At 61.4% G+C, this 22,007-nt stretch carries 21 protein-coding genes; 5 read left to right on the forward strand and 16 right to left on the reverse strand.

Annotation, left to right across the window (positions count from 1 at the left end):
- Positions 1 to 2: 2 nt before the first annotated feature.
- Complete coding sequence (locus GY791_11875; GenBank protein MCP4329124.1) at positions 3 to 599, reverse strand: LysE family translocator; 597 nt, start codon at positions 597 to 599, stop codon at positions 3 to 5.
- 239 nt (positions 600 to 838) lie between these two features.
- On the opposite strand from GY791_11875, the gene GY791_11880 reads away from it, so the two are divergent.
- Positions 839 to 1,705, forward strand: coding sequence for an AraC family transcriptional regulator (locus tag GY791_11880; protein MCP4329125.1), 867 nt, complete (start codon positions 839 to 841; stop codon positions 1,703 to 1,705).
- 22 nt (positions 1,706 to 1,727) lie between these two features.
- Here GY791_11880 and GY791_11885 read toward each other — a convergent pair whose 3' ends face one another.
- The 10 genes from GY791_11885 to GY791_11930 all read right to left on the reverse strand — a co-directional run bounded on the left by GY791_11885 (position 1,728) and on the right by GY791_11930 (position 12,874).
- Complete coding sequence (locus GY791_11885) at positions 1,728 to 2,849, reverse strand: nicotinate phosphoribosyltransferase (protein MCP4329126.1); 1,122 nt, start codon at positions 2,847 to 2,849, stop codon at positions 1,728 to 1,730.
- A 26-nt stretch (positions 2,850 to 2,875) separates the two neighbouring features.
- A complete protein-coding gene (locus tag GY791_11890; GenBank protein ID MCP4329127.1) occupies positions 2,876 to 4,255 on the reverse strand; it encodes a 3-deoxy-7-phosphoheptulonate synthase class II in 1,380 nt (459 codons plus the stop codon).
- A 177-nt stretch (positions 4,256 to 4,432) separates the two neighbouring features.
- A complete protein-coding gene (locus tag GY791_11895) occupies positions 4,433 to 5,485 on the reverse strand; it encodes a GNAT family N-acetyltransferase (GenBank protein MCP4329128.1) in 1,053 nt (350 codons plus the stop codon).
- Entirely contained in the window at positions 5,482 to 6,423 is a 942-nt protein-coding gene (locus GY791_11900) for a hypothetical protein (protein ID MCP4329129.1), read from the reverse strand. Before GY791_11900 ends, GY791_11895 begins: the two co-directional genes overlap by 4 nt.
- Before the next feature lie 77 nt (positions 6,424 to 6,500).
- Positions 6,501 to 7,457 carry a glycosyltransferase family 4 protein gene (locus GY791_11905; protein MCP4329130.1) on the reverse strand — a complete coding sequence of 319 codons (957 nt, stop codon included), beginning with the start codon at positions 7,455 to 7,457 and terminating at the stop codon, positions 6,501 to 6,503.
- Between the two features lie 272 nt (positions 7,458 to 7,729).
- Positions 7,730 to 9,112: a glutathione-disulfide reductase gene (gene gorA, locus GY791_11910; GenBank protein ID MCP4329131.1), complete on the reverse strand. Its 1,383-nt coding sequence runs from the start codon at positions 9,110 to 9,112 to the stop codon at positions 7,730 to 7,732.
- Positions 9,113 to 9,199: 87 nt separating this feature from the next.
- Positions 9,200 to 10,093: a hypothetical protein gene (locus GY791_11915; protein MCP4329132.1), complete on the reverse strand. Its 894-nt coding sequence runs from the start codon at positions 10,091 to 10,093 to the stop codon at positions 9,200 to 9,202.
- An 81-nt stretch (positions 10,094 to 10,174) separates the two neighbouring features.
- Positions 10,175 to 11,632: an NADP-dependent succinate-semialdehyde dehydrogenase gene (gabD, locus tag GY791_11920; protein MCP4329133.1), complete on the reverse strand. Its 1,458-nt coding sequence runs from the start codon at positions 11,630 to 11,632 to the stop codon at positions 10,175 to 10,177.
- Between the two features lie 141 nt (positions 11,633 to 11,773).
- A complete protein-coding gene (locus tag GY791_11925) occupies positions 11,774 to 12,016 on the reverse strand; it encodes a hypothetical protein (protein ID MCP4329134.1) in 243 nt (80 codons plus the stop codon).
- Positions 12,017 to 12,259: 243 nt separating this feature from the next.
- Positions 12,260 to 12,874, reverse strand: coding sequence for a TetR/AcrR family transcriptional regulator (locus GY791_11930; GenBank protein MCP4329135.1), 615 nt, complete (start codon positions 12,872 to 12,874; stop codon positions 12,260 to 12,262).
- A gap of 166 nt (positions 12,875 to 13,040) precedes the next feature.
- Between GY791_11930 and GY791_11935 the strand changes: the two genes are divergently transcribed.
- From GY791_11935 to GY791_11945, 3 genes are read left to right on the forward strand one after another with little or no spacing between them, the layout of a single operon-like run.
- Positions 13,041 to 15,119 (forward strand): VWA domain-containing protein, encoded by a 2,079-nt coding sequence (locus GY791_11935; GenBank protein MCP4329136.1) that lies wholly within the window; start codon positions 13,041 to 13,043, stop codon positions 15,117 to 15,119.
- Entirely contained in the window at positions 15,116 to 15,733 is a 618-nt protein-coding gene (gene rrtA, locus GY791_11940) for a rhombosortase (GenBank protein ID MCP4329137.1), read from the forward strand. Before GY791_11935 ends, rrtA begins: the two co-directional genes overlap by 4 nt.
- Positions 15,734 to 15,767: 34 nt before the next feature.
- Entirely contained in the window at positions 15,768 to 16,892 is a 1,125-nt protein-coding gene (locus tag GY791_11945; GenBank protein MCP4329138.1) for a DUF3089 domain-containing protein, read from the forward strand.
- Here the strand turns inward: GY791_11945 and GY791_11950 are convergent.
- Complete coding sequence (locus GY791_11950; GenBank protein ID MCP4329139.1) at positions 16,852 to 17,100, reverse strand: hypothetical protein; 249 nt, start codon at positions 17,098 to 17,100, stop codon at positions 16,852 to 16,854. The genes GY791_11945 and GY791_11950 overlap by 41 nt on opposite strands.
- Positions 17,082 to 17,621: a RidA family protein gene (locus GY791_11955; protein ID MCP4329140.1), complete on the reverse strand. Its 540-nt coding sequence runs from the start codon at positions 17,619 to 17,621 to the stop codon at positions 17,082 to 17,084. Before GY791_11955 ends, GY791_11950 begins: the two co-directional genes overlap by 19 nt.
- Before the next feature lie 144 nt (positions 17,622 to 17,765).
- Here GY791_11955 and GY791_11960 point away from each other — a divergent pair, with 144 nt between their 5' ends.
- On the forward strand, positions 17,766 to 18,353 hold the full coding sequence (locus GY791_11960) for an NAD(P)H-dependent oxidoreductase (GenBank protein ID MCP4329141.1): 588 nt from the start codon (positions 17,766 to 17,768) through the stop codon (positions 18,351 to 18,353).
- 11 nt (positions 18,354 to 18,364) lie between these two features.
- Here GY791_11960 and GY791_11965 read toward each other — a convergent pair whose 3' ends face one another.
- From GY791_11965 to glmU, 3 genes are read right to left on the reverse strand one after another with little or no spacing between them, the layout of a single operon-like run.
- A complete protein-coding gene (locus GY791_11965; GenBank protein MCP4329142.1) occupies positions 18,365 to 18,712 on the reverse strand; it encodes a hypothetical protein in 348 nt (115 codons plus the stop codon).
- A gap of 25 nt (positions 18,713 to 18,737) precedes the next feature.
- Entirely contained in the window at positions 18,738 to 20,561 is a 1,824-nt protein-coding gene (glmS, locus tag GY791_11970; GenBank protein MCP4329143.1) for a glutamine--fructose-6-phosphate transaminase (isomerizing), read from the reverse strand.
- Positions 20,562 to 20,564: 3 nt separating this feature from the next.
- The gene (glmU, locus tag GY791_11975; protein MCP4329144.1) at positions 20,565 to 21,935 is read right to left on the reverse strand and encodes a bifunctional UDP-N-acetylglucosamine diphosphorylase/glucosamine-1-phosphate N-acetyltransferase GlmU; all 1,371 of its coding nucleotides are present in this window, start codon (positions 21,933 to 21,935) and stop codon (positions 20,565 to 20,567) included.
- Between the last annotated feature and the right edge of the window lie 72 nt (positions 21,936 to 22,007).

Here is a 22,007-nt window from a genome sequence, read left to right on the forward strand (position 1 = left end):
GCTTAGTTGAGGATCAGCAACACCGAGGCCGCCAGCAACAAACCCATGGCGACGTTGAAGACCCTATAAGGGCGCGGACTGCGCAGGAAATGCCGGACGCCGGCGCCAAAGACCAGCCAAACCAAGGTGCTGGGCGCGGCCGCGAGCAGAAATAGAACTCCGAATAGAGCCGATTGTAGGACGGCGCTGCCGGAATCGGCATCCAGGAAAGTAGCCGCAGCGCTGCTGCAAACCAACCACGATTTGGGATTGACCCATTGAAAGGCCGCCGCACCAACGAACCCGATCGGTGCGGCCTCGATTTCCCCTTGCGGCGCGCCGGCGGTCGCGATCTTCCACGACAGCCATAACAGCAGCGCAGCTCCGCCCCAGTTGATGGCCCGTACGATTTCTGCGTCGCCAAGTATGAGTTGGCCCAGCCCGAGCGCGACCAGGAACATCATAAGGCTCATTCCGAGGACCACGCCGAACAGGCAAGGCAGGCCACGAAGGACGCCGACATTGGCGCCGGTCGCGGTCAACATGACGTCGCTCGGCCCGAGGGTCACCGCGGCGACGAACGAGAACAGAACGAATGCGACGATCTGTTCGCCGTTCATGCCGCTCGCCCTTCTATGGCTGCGCGCGGGTTGCCTCGATCGGCCTTTGCGACACTGCCATGGCGGACAATCACAAACCTGATCTTCGTATCCCCGACGCGCCGGTCGTCACTTGGACCAGCGCGGCGGCACGACGAAGTCTTGGCGGCCGGGCGGAATATCGCGGCGGCATTGATGTAATTAGGGCCTGTTGTCATGATCGCTGTTTCTTCGACTGGCAAATGCATAAATAGTGGCAGATGGTCGGCAATAGCATCAGATCGGGCGTCCAGGGTCTTGAACGATCGTGCAGCCATGGCCGCGACGACTGGTTCCGCTGCACTCCCCCAGTCGGGGGCATCGAGCTGCTCGAGGCACACTTCCGAGACCCCGCCTTTGCCAAGCACCGGCACGACACCTATGCGATCGGATTGACCGAAATCGGCGTCCAAGTGTTCGACTATCGTGGCACCACCGAAGCCAGCACACCCGGCCGTGTCGTCGTCCTCCATCCCGACGAGGCTCATGATGGTCGTGCCGGTACCGAGATCGGTTTCGGGTATCGGAATGTCTATGTCGACCCGTCGCGCATATTCGACGCGGTCTACGCAATCACTGGTGAGTATCGGCCGCTGCCCTTCGTCCGCACCGCGGTCATGACAAGCCGAACGTTGGCAGCCGCGGTGCGCGCGGTTTTTGCGTTCGAGCTTCAGCCTTTGGTGATCGACGATCTAATCGTTCGCTTTGCCGAGGGTCTCTTGGAAAACGAGTCGCCCCGCGGGAGATTTAAGCGGAACCACACCTTCGACATCGCCGCCATCAGACGTGCACGCGACTTCCTCGATACCGAGCGGACCCGGGTCGTTCGATCAAACGAGCTCGAGGCCGTCACCGGCCTGAGGCGCTACGACCTCGCCCGCCAGTTCCGCACCAGCATGGGCACCAGCCCTTACCGATATGGGCTCTTGCGGCGATTGGAGCTGGCTCGCGACCGGTTGCGTACACGTCAGTCCCTCGCCGATGTCGCCGCCGAGACGGGATTCGCCGACCAGGCGCATTTCACGCGAATTCTCAAATCGACAATCGGGCTCACGCCCGGGCAATACCAATCGATGATCCGGGAATAAACTCGATGGGTGCCGCCGCGCCTCAGCTTTTCCGGAACAGGAACTCGCGGCCGACCTTGACGCTGGTCTTGCCGTCATAGGCGATGATGTCCGCGGTGGCATAGGTTTCCGACCACTTCTCGGGCAGGAATGAGCCAGTGCCGATAACATCGACCGGTGCCGCCGCGGCCGCGATGACTTTGCATTTTTCCGGCCCGAAGCCGGAGCTCGCGACGATTTTCACGTTATCGAAGCCGGTCGCGTCGAGCTGTTCGCGCAGGTGCCAGATCGCCGCCGCGGAGACCCCGGTCCCGATCAGGTGGCGGAGCTCGGATTCGGTCCGGTAACCGCGGACGGCATTCGGCGCATTGCGTTCAAGCACGGCGTAGGATCCTGGCGGATCAAGCCCTTCGACATAGCGCCCGCCCGGCGTATCTATCCGCACCAACAGTCGGCCATCGGCGGCCAAATCCGGAAATCGTCGGCAGACGGCGATCGAATCGGTGACTTCGAGGCCGAAATAGTCGACCAGCACGGTCATCGGCAGCGCGGGAAAGGATTCGTGGAACATCTCAGCCGCCCGCACGGTCGATCCGGCATATCCGATGATCGCGTGGGGCATGGTTCCGAGCCCCGACTTCTGATTGAAGTAGTGTGCGGTGGCGGTCGTCGCATTGCCGATGAAACCCTTGGCACCGACTTTCTCACGCGCCTTGCTCGACCCGACGCTGGCCGCGTAAGCCATCATGTCGGCCATCTCGGTGCCCGCACAATGGCGGGCGTCAAAGGCCATGAACGCAACATTGGGCAAATCCATGCAAATCATGCACGCGTTGTAAGCAGCGACACATGGCGGACCGAGCTTCTGCAGAAACAGAGTCTCGAGGTCGACCAGGTGGTAGAGCGAACCGGTGATATAGATCAGCGGCTCGCCGGCACCGACCCACTTGCCTTCCGCGTGCAGCACCTCGACTTCGAAACGGGTATCGCGGGTCGCGGCCATATCCTCCAACCACTGGACGGCCAGCCGCGGCGCCGAGCGTACCGGGCGCCGCATGAACACGGCGTAGGTGACGGTAACGTCGCCGAAACCCTCGGCGATCCGTTTGCTGACATTGAAGTACTGATCGGTCCAGGCCGAGATACTCGCCGCATCTGGATACATGGGAATCGGCCTTTTTGGCGCGAGGATTACAGTGCCGCGGCGACCCGCGCGCCCATCCGGTCACGCTCCGCCTTCAGTTCTTCCGAGATCAGGAAGGCCAGCTCCAGCGCCTGCGACGCATTGAGGCGGGGGTCGCAATGCGTATGGTAGCGGTTGGCCAGCGCATGCTCGGTGATCGCCTGGGCGCCACCGATGCACTCGGTCACGTCGCGGCCGGTCATCTCGAAATGGACCCCGCCGGCATAGGTGCCCTCGGCATGGTGAACGTCGAAGAAACCGCGCACTTCCTTCAAGATGCGGTCAAATGGCCGCGTCTTGTAGCCGGTCGAGGATTTGATGGTATTGCCGTGCATCGGGTCGCAGGACCAGACCACCTTGCGGCCCTCCCGCTGCACCGCACGGATCAGGGGTGGCAACTTGGCCTCTACCTGATCCGCCCCCATCCGGGCGATCAGTGTCAGCCTTCCGGCCTCGTTTTCGGGATTAAGCACATCGATCAGGCGGATCAGGTCATCGGGGTCAAGCGACGCCCCGCACTTCATGCCGAGCGGGTTCTTGATCCCGCGTACAAACTCGATATGGGCCTCGTCGAGATTCCGCGTACGGTCGCCGATCCACAGCATGTGCGCCGAGACGTCGTACCAATCGCCTGACGTACTATCGACGCGCGTCAGAGCTTGCTCGTAATTGAGCAACAGGCATTCGTGCGAGGTGAATAATTCGGTCTCACGAATCTGGGGCACGGTCTCCGCCGTCAGGCCACAGGCCGCCATGAAGGCGAGCGTTTCGCCGATGCGGTCGGCCATCTCCTGATAGCGCGCCTGCTCCGCGTTACCGACGAAGCCAAGCGTCCATTGATGCACCTTGTGGAGGTCGGCGAAGCCGCCTTGGGCGAATGCCCGCAGCAGGTTGAGTGTCGCCGCCGCCTGATTGTAGGCCTGCACCATGCGGCCTGGGTCGGGTATGCGGGCAGCAGCTTCGAAATCTATGCCATTGACGATGTCGCCGCGATAGCTTGGCAGTTCGATGCCGTCCTGAGATTCCATTAGCGCCGACCGAGGTTTGGCGAACTGGCCCGCGAGCCGCCCAACCTTGACCACCGGACAAGCCGCGCCGTAAGTCAGCACAACCGCCATCTGCAACATGACGCGAAACGTATCGCGGATATTGTCGGGATGAAATTCGGCGAAGCTTTCCGCGCAATCGCCGCCTTGAAGGAGAAAAGCGTTGCCGTCCGCGACCTTGGCCAATAGCGCCTTCAGGTTACGGGCCTCGCCGGCGAAAACGAGTGGCGGAAAGTGCGACAACGTCGATTCCGCGCCGACCAAGCTTTCCTGGTCAGGATATTCCGGGACTTGGCGGATCGGCTTGCCGCGCCATGATTCCGGGCTCCACTTCGCCGACATGATCGCTCCTCATTTGCTTAGGTCGCCGCAGGCAGAGGGTTTTACTCCTCTCCCGCCCGAAAATCCAAGGCGAATTCGGGTTGAAGGTGGTCCGCCGAGGCGAGCGGACGTTCCGCTCTGGGAACATCTTGTGCCGTGGCCGGCCCAATTCAGGCTGGCGGTATAATGCGCGCGGCGTTAGGCGCCGTCGGAGTAGATCATCCGCAGATCCCAGTTTTCATCCGACAGAACCGCGCGATTGCCAATAGTCCAAGAATCGGGTGGCGACGATATTTGGGTGGTCTTGACGAGCACGGAGGGTACGTAACGTCCATTGTTGTCGTCGCCAAGAGGCCGGAAGCCGGCGTCAGCAAGCCGAGCACAGGCTTCCGGTGGCAGCGTCACCGACCAAATATCCAACTGGTGTTCGCCGCACAGTTGAACCGCGGCGTCCAACAGGGCCGACCTCGTTTCTGGCGTCACTGCCTCCCAGTCGACCACGATCACCGGGCCCGGCTTATAGCGCGATCGCTTTAGGATCAGATAGCCCTCCAGCTCGTCACCGCGCCACAATAGAAAGCGATATGTGCTCAAGGGGTTGCGAAATCGCCACGCTAAGAAGGATTGATCTCGCACGTGGCGAATGCGGCCATCACCGCCAATCCTCTCGATCAACCCTGCCATCTCCTCAACCGCCGGAGTTTTGGTGAGGAAAAGTTTGCCGTTATGGCCAGGAATTCGATGCTCACCATCGCCGAACTCATCGAACGCGGCGACGCCCGACGCGACGGCTCTATCCGCCGGACGATAAAGCGACCGATAGGGCGCGACCGGTCGCCAGCCCTGACGAACGGACCGGAAATACGTCACCCGGCTGGCGCTGAAGTTCACGATGAAGCGATGACCAGCAGCCGCTAGGTCTTGCTCTGCGGCCGCCATGATGTGGCGAAACAGGCCGCGGCTCTGGTGCTCCCGCGCGACGACCGTATCGCCGCCGCAGGGTATGAGTGTGCCGCCGATCACGCCTTCGGCTTCCCAAACGGCGCCGACAAACCCGCGCATCCCGACCACCTCACCAGCGGCGAGCGCCAGATGTATGAAATGTCCCTGATCGAATGGGTTCTGGGTATATTTCCAGTCGAGATAGGCCCGATTGACTTCGATATCCGGGTTCCACAGGTTGGTTTGGAGGCGGAGTACGGCGTCCTTATAAGCCGGCGTGTATCTGACGATTTCGTAGCCTTGAGTCATTGGGCTCCGGGCCAGTATCGACCGGAATCGCGTAATGCATCCAACGCCGCCGCCAACTCGTCGGGTTCCGGCGGTACATTGAAATCGGGAGCGAGCTCCTCCAATTCGGGGTAGATGCGCTTGCCGTCGATCAGAGTCATGTTGCCCAATCGCGAGATCGTATGAAAACCATCGGGGAAGGGCCATGTCGGATCGGCGAAAAGCTCAATTGCCGGCTCTTCCGTATATTCGGTCGGCGAAAGGACGAGGACGCGATTGATGACCAAGGATCCGCCGTAGGTCTTTGCACAGTTCTGCGCCGGCCGATACAGAACGCCGTCATGCACGAAAGGCGTGCCGCCGGGCCGGGCCGAACCGGCGTCGACCTTGACCGGATTGGCGGGATGGGCGTGCCAAGGACCGAACAAGGATTCAGCATGCCAGAGATGAAGGCCGGCCCGGTCAAGACCACGCAGGCGCACGGTCGCCCACAGCCAATATCGTCCATCGTGACGAACGATCGTCGGGTCGACCAACGGCAGTCCGTCGATCAGCGGACCCATGCTACGCCAACGCCCGGGCAGGCTCTCGGCTCGGAATAGGTAGGCGCCATTCGCCTGGAAAATCTCCGGACAGCAGTAGACCTGACCCTCGTCTTCGAAGATGAATGGATAGGACATGTGTACTGGAATCGAGAGGATGTCCACCGCGGCGCCGGCGACGCCGTTATCGTCAATCGAGAACGCCGCGATCCGCCCCTTTTGGGATTCGCTGTCGAACCGCTCGACAAAAACGAACAGACCGTCATCGGTTTCGACGCCGAAGGGATCTGCATAGAAATCGTCGCCGCCAGGCAGCGGCAACCACTCGACTACCGGACGAAAGCTAGGATCGAGGAAGGACTCGATGGGCGCACGAACAAGAGCGGCTCCCCATTTTTCGAAAATTTTCGCACTCATCGGCTCAAGACTTCCGTGGGCCCGTTATGGCGCGCCTTGCCGGCTCCATGTGTGCCGTCACGTGGTTGGGTTTCGAACTACGCCAGGAGGGCCGCTACACTCGCCTGACTCGATTTCGTGGGTGGCATCGCATGATGCTGGCGGCATGTCATCCCCCTGAATGTGGCGAGGCTCGTGTTTTCCGTGCACGATTCAATAATCCGCGCCAAGCCTTCCCGGAAGTCATCGGCGACGTGGCGTGTCGCGCACTCAAAAGCCGACTTAACGGGATTTTCCCCTCTGGCAGTCGCAATCACCATTTCCGTCAGCGCTGGAATATCGCCGAGCGGCGCAATTTTCAAGACCGGTGGGGGCGCCATCTCCGAGATCCCACCGACGTCCCAGGCGACCACGGGGGTGCCCGCCATCAGCGACTCGAGGATAAGCATCGGACAATTTTCGAACCGGCTCAGTATGAGCGAAACGCGGGCCCGTTCGAGGAACCGGAGACGGTCGGGACCGTCGCGATGTTCGTGCACTTCCAACGCGCATCTGATTCTCGGAGAAGGCCGGAATTCCTCGGCGTCCCGTCCGATCAGTACGGCCCTGAAATCAGCCGGTAATCGTTCCAGCACCGCATCAAGGAAATCGGTCCCCTTGGCGCGGTCGAACCTGGCGATGAAAACGAGATCGAGGGATTTTTCTTCCGCAGCCGTATGGCGGACCTCCACGGGGAGCGGATTCTTATAGACATGGATCCTCTCCGCCTTGGCACCCAAGGCGAGTTCGTCGAGAAGGCCGTAGCTCGGCGATGACGTGACATGCGCCGAATGGATGGCCCGAAGTTGATCCTTGAATTTCTCCGTGTTTATCGCTCTGCCCTGGTAATGCTCGACGATCGCCGCCGGGCAATGCATGCGCACGTGAACCTTGTACTCGTCCGGTAGAACAAGAGAAACGGCGCCCAACTCCGGCGTCTCGATAATGGTCGTCGCCGGATCGAAATTGTTGCACACGCGCCGGACCATCTCGGCACGAAATTCAGGCCGTTTCATATCTTCGTCGTTGGCCAGGTAGTGTGTTTTGAATCCGAGCGAATCGACAAACTTCAATAGACTGTTGCTATAGCTCGAGACACCGTTGATGCGCGACGACGGGAACGGATTAATGAGGACGTAGTTCAGATTTGGGAATCGAGCGGGCTGCACGTGACGACATTTCCAATAATTTTTCGGCCAAGATTCCGGCGAGCGGATGGTGCCTGACCGTATTGCATGATTCGTGGCTCGGAGCCACCAAGAAATCGCGAAAACATCGCCCGACGGGCCTATTCCGCCGCCGCGGTCTCCGCTTCGTCCGGTACCGGCTCGCGCATCGTGACGAATTCCTCGGCCGAGGTCGGGTGGATGCCGACCGTGGCATCGAAATCCGCCTTGGTAGCGCCGGCTTTCATGGCGACGGCAAATCCCTGGACGATCTCGCCGGCTTCGGGTCCGACCATATGCAGTCCAACGACGCGGTCGCTCGCGCGATCAACCACGAGCTTCATCAACGTCCGTTCGTCGCGTCCGGTCAACGTGTGCTTCAAAGGCTTGAAATCGGAGACGAATACGTCAATTCCGCCGGGACAATCCCGGCGCGCGACCGCTTCGGTCTGGCCCACGGTGCCGATCGGCGGCTGGCTGAAAACGGCGGTGGGAATATTGGCATAGTCCATCCGCTTCTCCCCGCCGCGATAAAGACTGTCAACAAGAACCATGGCCTCCACGATCGCCACCGGGGTCAGGGCCAGCCGGTCGATGACGTCGCCGAGGGCGTAAATCGACGGTACTGACGACTGGAAGCGGTCGTCGACCTTGATGGCCCCGTTCTCGGCCAACCCCACGCCGATCGCTTCGAGTCCCAGGTCGCGGGTGTTCGGTGCCCGCCCGGTCGCATACATGATGGCGTCGGCACGGATCTCTGTGCCGTCCTCGAGTTCGGCGCAGAGATCGCCGCCGGCGCGCACGATACGCGCGATATTGCTATTGAATCTCAAGTCGATGTTCTTCTTGCGCATTTCGACCGCCAGCGTCTGGCGCACGTCTTCATCGAAGCCGCGCAGAAAATGAGGGCCGCGGTAGAGTTGGACGGTTTCGACACCGAGCCCATTAAAGATTCCGGCGAACTCGACCGCGATATAGCCGCCGCCGACAATGATGATGCGTGGCGGGAGTTCTTCGAGGAAAAACGCCTCGTTCGACGTGATCGCGAGGTCGCGGCCGGGAATATCGGGCACCACCGGCCAGCCGCCGGTCGCAATCAACAGCCGCTCCGCCGAAATCGAGCGCCCGTCGACCTCGACGCGCTGCGGCCCCGTCACCACCGCCCGACCCTCGAACAAGTCGACGCCGGCATTTCCCAGCAGCCGTTCGTAGATGCCGTTCAGGCGAGCGATTTCCGTATTCTTGTTGGCGATCAGCGTCGGCCAATCATGGCGTCGGTCTGGATCGGTCCAGCCAAAACTAACCGCATCTTCGAAATCCTCGGCGAAATGAGCGGCATAGACGAACAGCTTCTTCGGAATGCAGCCCACATTGACGCAGGTCCCGCCGAGATAGCGATCTTCGGCGATGGCGACGCGTGCGCCCGCCGCGCCGGCCATGCGGGCCGCCCGGACGCCGCCCGATCCGGCGCCAATCACAAAAAGGTCGTAGTCGAATTGCGGCATGAACCACCTACCTAGCAAGGACCCCACCCAATTTAGGGCGTTGCGGCAGCGATTTATAGGGAGACGCTCACTCCCGGATCGCCGCGCCTAAAGAGATTCCGTGATCGCGTGCGCGAAGGCCGTGGCGGTCGACGGAATGTCGGCAAAGAAAAGCTGGGGCTCGATGAGTTCGGCCTCCATGAGGGCGAGGCCGCCGTCGGCGAGACGCGCCATGTCGATTCGCGCGTAGATTGCTTCCACCGGCAACTTCTCCATGACCGCCTCGGCCGCGGCGCGATCGGACGGCGTCGGTTGTTCGCCGACCGTTCGGCCTCCGTACATGACTTGAGAGCGCCATTCGCCGGCGGCCGGCACCTTGCGCGCGGTATAGGCCAGTGCGCCGCGGAGAAAGACGAACGACCATTCGCCCTCGGACAGGATCGCGGGCAGGAATGGCTGCACCATGTAGGAATCGCCGGACAACTCCAGGGCGGGCGCTTCGGTCGAGCCGGTCGGATCGTCGATGCGGTAGGTCTCGAAGGCGCCGACGCCGATCGTCGGTTTGATGATAATGCCGTCCGCGACAAAGCCGCTGGGCAACGTCCGCAGCACACCGTCGGCCAGGTCGAGGCGGCTACAATACCGGGTCGGAACGACAGGTACCCCCGCCTGCTCCAACTCTGCCAGATATCGCTTGTCGTAATTCCAACGCACCGTGGCCAGCGGATTGACGAGACGACAATGCCGCGAGAGGTCTTCCAGGACCGCGAAGAAAAGCGCCAGATCCTCAAGATAATCCCAGGTGCTGCGCAAAATCGCGAGGTCATAGCGGCGCCAGTCGATATCCGGCCGCCGCCATGGCACACGCGTCCCCACGATGCCGTGCTCTGACAATGCCGCGATCAGGGTATCGTCTTCGGCGAACAGCCCTTCCTCGGTCGGATGATCGTCGCCAAAGAACTTTGGCAGCCGGTCGGTGCTGAGAACCGCAACCGTTGTCATAGCAAATTCAGAGGCCGCCGGTTTGCGGATACGGCACCAATCCCGTCCCGCGGGAACGGCGGCGCCGTCGAACCCACCTGGTCAGCGGTCGATATCGCCGATGCAGAGGTACTTGATCTCGAGAAATTCATCGATTCCGTAGTGAGACCCTTCGCGCCCGATACCGGATTCCTTGACGCCGCCGAAAGGGGCAACCTCGGTCGAGATAATACCGGTATTGATGCCGACGATACCGTATTCGACACCCTCGGCGACACGCCAGATGCGGCCGATATCGCGGCTGTAGAAATACGCGGCGAGGCCAAATTCGGTATCGTTGGCCATGTGGATCGCCTCGTCCTCGGTGTTGAAGCGAAACAGCGGCGCCAGCGGCCCAAAGGTCTCCTCACGCGCAACCGCCATGTCGGTGGTAACGTCGGCAAGAACCGTTGGCTGAAAAAAGCTGCCGCCGAGTTCGTGGCGCCCGCCGCCGATCACGATCTTGGCGCCCTTGCCGACGGCGTCCGCGATATGCTCCTCGACCTTGGCGATCGCGTTGAGGTCGATCAGTGGGCCCTGGGTCACGCCGTCGTCAATGCCATTGCCGACCTTCAGCGCGGCAACCGCGGCACTGAGCTTTTCGGCGAATTCCTCATAGACGCCATCCTGCACCAGCAGCCGGTTGGCACAGACGCAGGTCTGACCCGCATTCCGGTATTTCGACATGATCGCGCCGTCGACCGCCGAATCGATGTCCGCGTCATCGAAGACGATGAACGGGGCATTGCCGCCGAGTTCGAGGGCCATCTTCTTTACGGTGCCGGCGCATTGCTCCATCAACAGCTTGCCGATCTCCGTCGAGCCGGTGAAGGACAGCTTGCGCACCACCGGGTTGGAGGTCATCTCGCCGCCGATCGCCGACGACGCGCCGGTGACGATATTGAAGACGCCCTTCGGAATGCCCGCTCGGTCGGCGAGTTCGGCCAGGGCCAAAGCCGAATAAGGGGTCTGTGTGGCCGGTTTGCCGACAAACGTGCAGCCGGCGGCAAGCGCCGGTCCGGCCTTGCGCGTGATCATCGCATTGGGGAAATTCCACGGCGTAATGGACGCCACCACCCCGATCGGCTCCTTGGTGACGACGATCCGTTTGTCCGCCTGGTGCTGCGGAATAGTGTCGCCATATATGCGCTTCCCCTCCTCCGCAAACCATTCGATGAAGGACGCGCCATAGGCGATTTCGCCGCGCGCTTCGGCAATCGGCTTGCCCTGCTCGGCGGTCATCAATTGGGCCAGGTCCTCTTGATTTTCCATCAACAGATTGAACCAGCGCCGCAGGATCGCCGCGCGTTCCTTGCCGGTCAGCTTGCGCCACGCCGGCCACGCGGCATTGGCCGCGTCAACGGCGCGGCGGGTCTCATCCACGCCCATCTTGGGGATGGTTCCGAGGGTGCTGTCATCGGCTGGATTGTTGACGTCGATCGTCTCGCCGCCATCGGCGTCGGTCCATTGTCCGTCGATATAGCACTGTTGGCGAAACAGGCTCTGGTCGCTGAGCTCCATAAAAACTACTCCTGCGTACACGATGTCTGGATTCGGTGCGCAGTATAACGGCGGACTAGATGGGTGTTAAGGTTCATCCAAAGCACGACGAAGCGCGCGCCGGTCGCCCGACGCGCGCTCCTCGCCGGAGGTCCAGGGAGGCTACTCGAGACCGAGGATGGCCTTCGCTTTGGCCAGCGTGACCATGGCCTCGTCGTTCTGCCCGGCGACGCAGAGAGATTCGCCCTCACTTCGCAAACTGCGAACTTCGGACATCTGTTGATCGGTAATCTGCGGGCCGGCGGCCAACGCTTGGTCGATTCGGCCAATATCGTCGACGCAATCCGCGAACGCCGGTAGGGCCAGCGCGGTCGACAGGATCCCGGCTAGAAGCAGTACTTTCATGCTTGGATACTCCTTGAAGTTGCATGGTTGGGACGCCTGCAGTCTAGCCGCGAAGCGATGTCGCGGAGGTGACATTTGCCAAGCATAAAAGGGGGCAAATATCTGACATTAAACGTAAATTTCACTTTTCGTCACGATTCGTGATCGTCGACGGGATGCCTGAAAACGAGGGCAAAGACGCGGCCGTCAGCCGCTTGGCCGGTCAAGTACAAAGGTTACGAAATGCAACGCCGATGAGGCCGCCTAGCGGATGCCGGTGGCGGTCGCCTTCAGGCCGTTGAGAAATGTCGACACGAAGGTCCGTGTCAGATCGGTCACGGTTTGGTCGGTGACCACTCCAAGCTTGCCACCATTGGCTAGCGAACTGATGCCGTGTATCCCGCACCACAGGATCCGTGCGGCGCGCAATTTCCGCCCCTCCTGCCGCGGTCCGAACAATGGCTCCAACGGCGCTTCGACCAGCGCCAGCAGACGCTTGATCTTTTCGTCATACCACGGCGGCAGGGCGGTCCCGGGCTTTAACCGGTGTTCGAAGAGCGCGTTCCAGCGATTGGCTTGGCGGCCGGTAAAGTCAAGATAGGTCACCGCCAAGGCTTCCAGCGACGATGCCGGTGTACGCTTCGACGATATACCCGCGAGCGCGGCATAGAGTTCGTCGAGGGTACGGCCATTCATCTCAACGATCAGATCGTCCTGGCTCTTGAACAGATTGTAGACGGTGCCGACAGAATACCCGATCCGCTTGGATATATCCCGTATGCTCAGTCGCCGAAGCCCCCCCTCCTCGACGATCGATGCCGCCGCGGCCAGGATCATGTCGCGTATCTCGGCTCGTGTGTGGTCGGAACGACGGCCCATCGATTTTGACCTCAATTGAACACCGTTCATTTAAAGCTTGTTTTCGGCGCGGGTTCAATCCATATTAATTGAACATCGTTCATTTATGGCGCGCCAGCGCCGTTTTTCTCGGCGATTTATTGAACAATGTTCATTTAATCGCCGGAATCAGGAGGGACAGACAATGATGCTACGTTCGTATCGATTCCTGTGTGGATATGCAGCCGCATTGATTTTTGCCCTGGGCGTGTCGCTCGCCGGCGGCCCCGCTACCGCCGCGGGCTTGCTGGCACCAGCCGATGGTAGCCGGGCCAACATCGAGATCAAGACGCACAATGTCACGGTGATCATCGAAAACAGTTTTGCCATCACCACCATCGACCAGGTGTTCCACAACCCGCATCCTCAAGCACTTGAGACCGTTTATTCGTTTCCGGTCCCCGAAGACGCGGCGGTCGCGGAATTCACCTATTGGATCGACGGCCAGCCGGTCATCGGCGAAGTACTGCCAAAGGAAAAGGCGCGACAGGTTTACGAAACCGAGCAACAGGCGCAGCGCGAGGCCGGTCTAGTCGAGCAGAAGGATTACCGGACGTTCGACATCGCCGTCTCCCAGGTTCCGGCCGGTCAGGACGTCCGCACCCGCCTCGTCTATATCCAGGCCATGCCGGTGGATACCGGCGTCGGTCGCTACGTCTACCCCCTCGAGGAGGGTGGCGTCGACGAGGACCGAAAAGCGTTCTGGCTGCTCAACGACCAGGTCGCGACGGAGTTTACCTTCGACCTCCGGCTCCGCTCGGGCTACCCGGTGTCAGACATGCGGCTGCCGGACCACCCGAATGCCCTGGTTTCACGCCATTCCGAGCAGGAATGGTCGGTGCGCATAGCCCCCAATCAATCGGCCGAAGACGACGGTCCGATTCAGCCGGCCGGGATAAGGTATCCCGGCACAGCCGCACGGCTGGATACCGACATCGTCACCTATTGGCGATTGGAAAGCGGCCTGCCGGCGGGCATCAATCTGGTTGCCAACAAAGCACCCGGCGATAAACGCGGAACATTCATGCTGGTCGTCACGCCAGGTGATGACTTGCCACCGATCAGCCGCGGCCGCGACTGGGTATTCGTCCTCGACAAATCGGGCTCGATGCAGACCAAGTTCCACACCCTGGCCGAAGGCGTCGCAGAAGCCGTCAGCAAGATGCCGCCGGATGACCGATTTCGAATATTCCTCTTCGACCGGACGGCGTCGGAAATGACCTCCGGCTTCGTTGCCGCGAGCTCAACCGAAGCGCGAACCGCGTTGGATCTATTGCGAGCGGTGCAGCCGGATAACGGCACCAACCTCTATGGCGGCCTCGACCTCGGCCTACGTGCCGTTGATGCCGACCGGACAAGCGGTATCGTGTTGGTGACCGATGGCGTCGCCAATGTCGGCGAAGTGCGGCAGCGGGCTTTCGTCGACCGCGTCAGGCAGCAGGATACCCGCCTGTTCACGGTGATCATGGGGAACAGCGCCAACCGGCCGCTGCTCGAGGCGATGACCGGAGCATCTGGCGGCTCGGCGGTCAGCGTTTCGAACAGCGATGACGTCGTCGGCGTGGTCATGGAGGCGCTGAGCCGTCTCGGTCATGAAGCGATGACCGATGTCGAGCTGTCGATCGAGGGTGTTCGCACCGCCGATGTCACCCCGTCTGCTCCGGGTAATCTGTACCGCGGCCAACAGTTGTCGCTGTTCGGCCACTATTGGAATGGTGGTCCGGCGGAAGTCATATTGAAAGGCCGCATCGGCGGTGAGGACCGGGTCTACCGCGCACGGTTCGCCTTTCCCGGCGAGGCGACCCTCAATCCCGAAATCGAGCGACTTTGGGCCTTCTCGCAGGTCGACCGACTGCTGACCGAGAACGACCATTTCGGCGAAACCGGCGACCGCGCGCAGGCGATCACTGACCTTGCCATCGAATACGGTCTGCTGACGCCCTATACGTCAATCATCGCGCTCCGCCCTGAGATGTATGCCCAATACGGCATCGAACGCAAACAGGGCGTCCGCCGCAGCATCGAGGAACAGGCGCAGCTGCGCCGCCTGTCGGAGAAAATCGCCAACAACCGGGCCGACGAGAACAGTCCGATGTTCCAGACCGCCCGCGCCGGTCACGGCACTGGCACGGGATCGCTCGGACTGGTCGGATTTCTGGTCGCCGCCGTGGCTGCCATCGCAGCGCTTGGCGTCGGCCGGCGAGCGGCCGGAAAGTCCACGCCGTGAATGACCGCGTGATTATGCAGAGCCATGGCGGACTATCGCCGCCATGGTTCTCTCTTTTCGCCACCGCCGGTTGCGTCGGCCTCTATTTGGCCTTTGGCGCGGCGAATGCGGATCTGCTCTATGATCGCGCGGCGATCGAATCTTTTGAGATTTGGCGACTTCTGGCCGGCCACTTGGTTCACACCGATATCGAGCATTTGGTGTGGAACGCCGGTGCCCTCCTCATCCTCGCCATGACGGCGGAAATGGGGTTTCACCGGCGCTGGCCGGATTTGATCTCTGCCCTAGGCATAGGGGCGATTAGCATTACCGTCGCATTGCTGGTGCTGAGGCCCGAATTGCGACTCTATTGCGGGCTATCAGGCGTGCTCAACACATTGCTGGTCCTCGTCCTCTATGACGGTTGGAAGGCCACCAGGCACTGGATCTTTCCCGCCATTGCCATCGGCGACGTGGTCAAGATCACCACCGAAGCGGCGCTCGGCGAAGCAGTCTTTACCAGCGCCGCATGGCCCTCGGTCCCCGAGGCTCACGCGGCCGGTCTGCTGGCCGGCATCGCGATCGCGTTCTATCGCGATGCGCGCGGAAAATACGATGCCCCGCTGGCGGCATAGAGGTCTACCCGTGCCGGTCCGGCTCGGATTGACCATGGCGTCATTCCTGATGCTGGCAGCCGCGGCCGGCATCGTTGCCGTCGCGGCCGCACCTGAGGAACTTGTCCGCATGTGGGCCAAGCCCGGCCACGCAATCGATCGCTCGATCAGGCTTGCGCCGCCGAATTTTGCCGAGATCGATTCGTGGTGGTCGAGGCCGGGCCTCAACGTCGCGGCATCGAAGAACGCCGACCTCTTCTTCGTTCACGGCACCAGCTATTTCGGTAATCGGCGCTGGAACGATGGGATCGAGGCCGAGTCCGGGGACTGGCGCCTGACCACAATCGCCCTGCCGGCGATGACGGCACCGTTCCGCGACTGCTGTCGTATTTTTGCACCACGCTACCGGCAAGCCAATTTGGCTGCCTTCCTTTCCACCGGAACCGATAGCCGCGCCGCGCTCAACATGGCGTATGAGGACGTACTCGCGGCTTTCAAGTGGTATCTCGATCACGCCAATGACGGGCGGCCGATCGTCCTCGCCGGCCACAGCCAAGGCTCGCTGCATTTGCAAAGGCTGGTCGAGGATGTCTCCTCGGATGCGCGGTTTCGCGACCGTCTCGTGGTTGCCTACCTGGTCGGTTACCCGGCCCGCCTGCCCGTACCCGGAAATGTCCCGGTCTGTGGCACGGCGAATGAAATCGGATGCTTTGTCGCGTGGAATACGCTTGGGATCGGCGGTGCGGCGGAGCGCTGGCGGCATCGGGTCGTCGTTTGGACCGGCACCGCCTATGCCCCGGCATCTGGGCGAAAGAGGGTCTGCGTCAATCCTTTGACGTGGTCTCGCGATGGTGCGGTTGCGTCGCCATCCGACCATCGCGGCGGACGACTGGTGCCCCTATCGAACGCGGTGCATCCCAGTCTCGTCTCCGCCCGCTGCCACGACGGACTACTTTACGTTTCGCGTCCTTCCCATCCCGCCTACGCCGTCCTTCGGCTACCGGGACGGGACTACCATGTCATGGAATACAATCTGTTCCACGAAGACATCAGACTGAATGTGGCGGAACGGCTCGCAGCAATGCGCGCACGGCCTCGGAGCCGCACGGACAGCAACGCCGAATCCGTGGCCGGCCTCCTTATTCGATCCCGAGGATCTCCTTGGCCTGGGCCAAAGTAGCCACCGATTGAGTGTGATCACCACTATTGTGAAGCGCCTCGCCATCGTTGCGCAGGGTGACGACTTCCGCCCGCTGGGCATCGGTCAATGTCGTATTGGTAGCCAATGCTTGGTCGATTTTTGCGACATCCGATGGGCATTGGAAAGCCATCGCCGGCGCGGCCAGGAACGACAACGCCGCGGCCGCTATCAGAATCTGCTTGCGCATTGGAACCTCGTATTTGCGATCCGAGAAAGGTGCATTCTATCGCCATTATTATTGCAGCGGGATGACAAATTGTGGCGCCCGCCGCGCCGGCGGTTTGGCGCCGCGGACTGTTTCGCCAGCCAGATCTCGTATTCGACCAACATACCGGGTAGCGCCAGTGCGTCGACCACCCGCAACGTGCCGGCCGCGGGCTTGACATCGACCTCGGCAAAGAATGCGGCAAAGCACCCGAAGATGTCTTGGTGGAGTGCCGGATCGACCTCTTTCGATAGGGTGAATTCGATACGGATCACGTCGTTCAGGCCGTAGCCATTGCGTTCGACATAATCCTTCAATTCGGCAAGGATCGCCTCCGTCTGAGCCACCGGGTCGCCCGGATTGCGGATGGCCATATCGGGACCGTGGTCACCGAGTCCGGCGATCAGGAACAGCTCGCTAAAATCGGATATCTTGAGGCCCCAATTGAACATGATCCTCAAGTCCGGGGCATTTTCGTTGTGGATGGCGGTTTTCTTGGCCATCGCCGGATCTCCCATCGATTGATATTCGATCACCAGTATAGAACGGTTCGCTGTGAGGCCCAGCGGCAAGCAATCCTTGGCCGCGCCATGCGATGTTGACATAGGTCAACGTCAGGCTTCGTTCGAGCGCTCTAGGAATCTCCAATGCCGAAATCGATCGCCATTATTCAGGGCCATCCCGATCCGAGTGGGACACATTTCTGCCACGCGCTTGCCGAAGCCTACGCCGACGGCGCCAGTTCAGCCGGGCACGACGTCGAGCGTATCGACGTGGCCGGACTGGAGTTCCCACTTCTCAGAACCCGTGAAAGTTTCGAAAATGACCCACCACCCGCATCGATCTTGGAATGCCAGCGGGTAGTCGAACGGGCCGGTCATCTCGTCATCATTTACCCCCTCTGGCTCGGGACGATGCCGGCGCTGCTGAAGGCCTTTCTGGAGCAACTCATGCGCCCCGGTTTCGCATTCCAACCCGCCACATCGGGACCGAACTGGAAAAAGCTGCTCGGCGGCAAATCGGCGCGCATCGTCGTCACCATGGACATGCCGGCCATTTTCTACCGCTGGTATTTCGGTGCCCACAGTCTAAAGAGCCTGGAGCGCAATATCTTACGTTTCTGCGGTATTCGCCCCATTCGGGAGAGCTTGATCGGCGGCGTCGCGGCGCTCGACCCTGCAAAAGCCGGGCGATGGTTGTCGAAATTTCGGGATTTCGGGCGGCGTGGCGATTAACGGGCGGTGGTCTAGGAACGCCAACCGAATAGGTGCGATCCAAGCAACAACAGGCCGATCGCAGCCATACCCATGAGCAACGGCGGCAAGACCGACGGCATCTGTTGCAACGCTTCGGCGCGGCGGCGGAATTCGGGATCGTCGAGCCGGCCCTCGCGCATGAGGCGGATCAGGGTCGGCATTCCCATGAACCGGTCGGAAGCCGGCAGGTTGGCCCACAGCCGTGCATGATTGGTTCGCACCCAGTCGATAATTTCGCGACGCGCATTCGATTCGGCGATCGACCGCCGCCAAGCCCATACGCAGCAAACGAGCGCAACGAATGAAAGGACGATGATTGGTGGGCTGGCGTCAAGCATGGGGTCGATGCGGAGATGGCAGTCTCTATTCCACGGTCACGCTTTTCGCCAGATTGCGTGGTTGGTCGACGTCGGTGCCGCGGAGGACGGCGACATGATAGGCCAGCAATTGAACCGGAATCGTGTACAGCACCGGGGCAACGAAGGGATCGACCGCGGGCAATTCGATCGTTGCGGCCGGTCCATCACCGATCCGGTCTATCCCTTGGCGGTCTGACAAGAGGACGACCCGCCCGCCGCGCGCGATCACTTCCTGAACATTCGATGCGGTTTTTTCGAACAGGGCGTCGCTCGGCGCGATGACAATGACCGGTACCGTCTCATCGATAAGCGCGATCGGTCCATGCTTCATTTCGCCGGCGGCGAAGCCCTCGGCATGGATATAGGAGATCTCCTTGAGCTTGAGCGCGCCTTCGAGTGCGATCGGATAGGAGGTCCCTCGGCCAAGGTAAAGAATATCCAAGGCCTCGACGACATCCTGGGCCAATTCTGCGATCGTCTCGTCGTGGTTTAATATCTCGACCAGCCGCGATGGAATCTCGGTGAGGGCACCCGACAGGCGGCCCGCTTCCAATGTATCGATCGCTTCACGGGCCCGCGCCAGCGCAATCGTGAAGCAAGCCAGGGTGGCCAACTGGGTGGTAAACGCTTTCGTCGAGGCGACGCCGATCTCCGGTCCGGCATGGGTGGCCAATACCGACCCCGCCTCACGGGCCATGCTGCTCTCCGGCATATTGACAATGGCAAGGGTGGCTATGTCACGCGCGTGAGCATGGCGCAGTGCGGCCAGCGTGTCGGCCGTTTCGCCGGACTGGGAAATAAACAGGCACAGACTGTTTTCCGGCAGGATCGCCTCCCGATAGCGAAATTCCGAAGCGATGTCGATTTCGACAGGAACGCGGGCGATCATTTCGATCCAGTATTTGGCCACCATCGCGCTATGGTACGACGTGCCGCAGGCAACGATCATGACGCGCGAAACGTCCGCGAGATTATGGGACAGCGCCGGCAAGGTGACGGCTCTCGACACCGGATTGATAAAACTCGAAAGGGTATCGCCGACCGCGGCCGGCTGTTCGTGAATCTCTTTCTGCATGAAGTGACGGAAGTTGCCCTTGCCGATCAAAGCACCGGACAACGCAGTACGGTTGATCGGGCGTTCGATCTCGTCGCCGCGGGCATCGATGATCCGCGCTCCGTTTGACGACACCACAGCCCAATCGCCCTCTTCGAGGTAGGAAATGCGCTGCGTCAAAGGGGCCAAGGCCAGGGCGTCGGAACCGACATACATCTCCCCGTCCCCGTAGCCGATGGCCAGCGGACAGCCGCGGCGGGCGCAGAACATGACGTCATGGCGGCCGGCAAATATGACCGCGAGAGCGAAGGCGCCTTCCAGCTCTTCGAGCGTCGCGCTGACCGAGTCCTCGGGCGTCGCGCCAGATTCCAGGCTCTCGGTGATGAGGTGGGCGACGACCTCGGAATCTGTTTCCGTTTCGAAGACCCTGCCCGCGGCTTCCATTCGACGGCGCAAGGTCTGAAAATTCTCGATAATCCCGTTGTGGACGACCGCGACCTTGTCGGTGGCATGGGGGTGTGCATTTTCCGTATTCGGCGCGCCATGGGTCGCCCACCGCGTGTGGCCCAAACCGATCGTCCCGGCCACCGGCTCGCGCTCGATCAGTCCGGCTAGATTCGCGAGCTTGCCTTCCGCGCGTCGACGTTCGATGGAGCCGTTGACCAGGGTCGCGATCCCCGCCGAATCGTAACCGCGATATTCGAGTCGGCGCAATCCATCGACCAGGAGAGGTGCGACAGGTCCGTTTCCAAGAATGCCGATAATTCCACACATGGCCTATTTCTCTTTTTCCGGTCGCTCCGCGCCGGCGCGGGCGGCGTTGCGTTCACGCAATTTCGGCGCGCCGCCGGCGACCTGACGAATCGGCGCCCGCGTCGCCGCCACCGCCTCTGCCTCGACATCCTCCGAGATCACGCTACCCGCGCCGATTACCGCGCCGGCGCCGATACGGACCGGCGCCACCAATGCCGTATTCGAGCCGATGAAGGCGCCTGCCCCAATCTCGGTTCGATGCTTGCCGACACCATCGTAGTTGCAGGTTATCGTGCCGGCGCCGATATTGGCACCATTCCCGACAGCGCTGTCACCGACATAGGATAGATGGTTGGCCTTCGCATCGGCGCCAAATTGAGCGTTCTTGATTTCGACGAAGTTGCCGATGCGGACCCCGTTCCCAAGCTCGCTGCCGGGGCGTATGCGCGCGAACGGACCGATCGACGCATCGTCCCCGATTGCCGCGCCTTCAATATGGCAGAAGGCGCGCACGGTGACGCGATCACCGATGACGACGCCCGGTCCGATGAAGACATGGGGCTCGATCACGACATCGCGTCCGAGTCGCGTATCGTAGCTCAAATAGCACGTCGTCGGATCGACCATGGTCACGCCGGCCGCCAGCGCCTGTGCGCGGGCGCGGGTCTGGAAGACCGCTTCGGCGACGGCGAGGTCGGCACGCGCATTGATACCCATGAGTTCATTGGCATCGCTGCTTTCAATGTAAACACATCCATGCCCCGCGGCCCGGGCCACCTTGACGATGTCGGTGAGGTAGAATTCACCCTTCGCGTTATCGTCGCCGATCGCCGCGAGCAGAGTGGCGAGGTGGCGGCCATCGACCACCATCAAGCCCGAATTGCACAACGCGATCTTGCGTTCCTCGGCGCTGGCGTCGCGGGTTTCGACGATCGCCTGCAACGCGCCGTCTTCGCCCGTAATCAGGCGGCCGTAATCGGTCGCATCGGCCGGCCGGAAACCGAGCACCGCAACCGCCGCTCCGTCACTGCCCCGCTTTGCCGCCAACAAGGCGGCGTAGGTTTCGGGACTCACCAAGGGCGTGTCACCGTAGGCAACCAGGACGTCACCGTCGAAACTCTCGAGACACGGCAAAGCCGACCTGACCGCGTCGGCGGTGCCCCGCCTCTCGCTTTGAACGGCAACTTCGGCAGGGGCGAAATCGATCGGTCGATCGGCCATTTCAGAACCGACGACGACAATGACCTTGCCGGCTCCGAGTTCGCCAAGGGCGGCCAGAACGTGACCGATCATCGGCATCCCGCCGACCTTATGCAGCACCTTGGGCAGATCGGATTTCATGCGCGTGCCCAAGCCCGCCGCCAGGACGACTATCGCTAACCGCTGATCAACCATTTCCGATGACCGTGTATGCCACTGATTCCACGCCGTGATCGAGCGCGAGGTTGCCACATCGCCGTCTTTGAC

The sequence above is a fragment of the Alphaproteobacteria bacterium genome (assembly GCA_024244705.1).
Taxonomy (GTDB): Bacteria; Pseudomonadota; Alphaproteobacteria; order JAAEOK01; family JAAEOK01; genus JAAEOK01.

Coding starts and splice junctions, on each gene's coding strand:
- GY791_11875 (MCP4329124.1), bottom strand. CDS start 599: ATGAACGGCGAACAGATCGTCGCATTCGTTCTGTTCTCGTTCGTCGCC.
- GY791_11880 (MCP4329125.1), top strand. CDS start 839: ATGGTCGGCAATAGCATCAGATCGGGCGTCCAGGGTCTTGAACGATCG.
- GY791_11885 (MCP4329126.1), bottom strand. CDS start 2,849: ATGTATCCAGATGCGGCGAGTATCTCGGCCTGGACCGATCAGTACTTC.
- GY791_11890 (MCP4329127.1), bottom strand. CDS start 4,255: ATGTCGGCGAAGTGGAGCCCGGAATCATGGCGCGGCAAGCCGATCCGC.
- GY791_11895 (MCP4329128.1), bottom strand. CDS start 5,485: ATGACTCAAGGCTACGAAATCGTCAGATACACGCCGGCTTATAAGGAC.
- GY791_11900 (MCP4329129.1), bottom strand. CDS start 6,423: ATGAGTGCGAAAATTTTCGAAAAATGGGGAGCCGCTCTTGTTCGTGCG.
- GY791_11905 (MCP4329130.1), bottom strand. CDS start 7,457: ATGAAACGGCCTGAATTTCGTGCCGAGATGGTCCGGCGCGTGTGCAAC.
- gorA (MCP4329131.1), bottom strand. CDS start 9,112: ATGCCGCAATTCGACTACGACCTTTTTGTGATTGGCGCCGGATCGGGC.
- GY791_11915 (MCP4329132.1), bottom strand. CDS start 10,093: ATGACAACGGTTGCGGTTCTCAGCACCGACCGGCTGCCAAAGTTCTTT.
- gabD (MCP4329133.1), bottom strand. CDS start 11,632: ATGGAGCTCAGCGACCAGAGCCTGTTTCGCCAACAGTGCTATATCGAC.
- GY791_11925 (MCP4329134.1), bottom strand. CDS start 12,016: ATGAAAGTACTGCTTCTAGCCGGGATCCTGTCGACCGCGCTGGCCCTA.
- GY791_11930 (MCP4329135.1), bottom strand. CDS start 12,874: ATGGGCCGTCGTTCCGACCACACACGAGCCGAGATACGCGACATGATC.
- GY791_11935 (MCP4329136.1), top strand. CDS start 13,041: ATGCTACGTTCGTATCGATTCCTGTGTGGATATGCAGCCGCATTGATT.
- GY791_11945 (MCP4329138.1), top strand. CDS start 15,768: ATGGCGTCATTCCTGATGCTGGCAGCCGCGGCCGGCATCGTTGCCGTC.
- GY791_11950 (MCP4329139.1), bottom strand. CDS start 17,100: ATGCGCAAGCAGATTCTGATAGCGGCCGCGGCGTTGTCGTTCCTGGCC.
- GY791_11955 (MCP4329140.1), bottom strand. CDS start 17,621: ATGGCCAAGAAAACCGCCATCCACAACGAAAATGCCCCGGACTTGAGG.
- GY791_11960 (MCP4329141.1), top strand. CDS start 17,766: ATGCCGAAATCGATCGCCATTATTCAGGGCCATCCCGATCCGAGTGGG.
- GY791_11965 (MCP4329142.1), bottom strand. CDS start 18,712: ATGCTTGACGCCAGCCCACCAATCATCGTCCTTTCATTCGTTGCGCTC.
- glmS (MCP4329143.1), bottom strand. CDS start 20,561: ATGTGTGGAATTATCGGCATTCTTGGAAACGGACCTGTCGCACCTCTC.
- glmU (MCP4329144.1), bottom strand. CDS start 21,935: ATGGTTGATCAGCGGTTAGCGATAGTCGTCCTGGCGGCGGGCTTGGGC.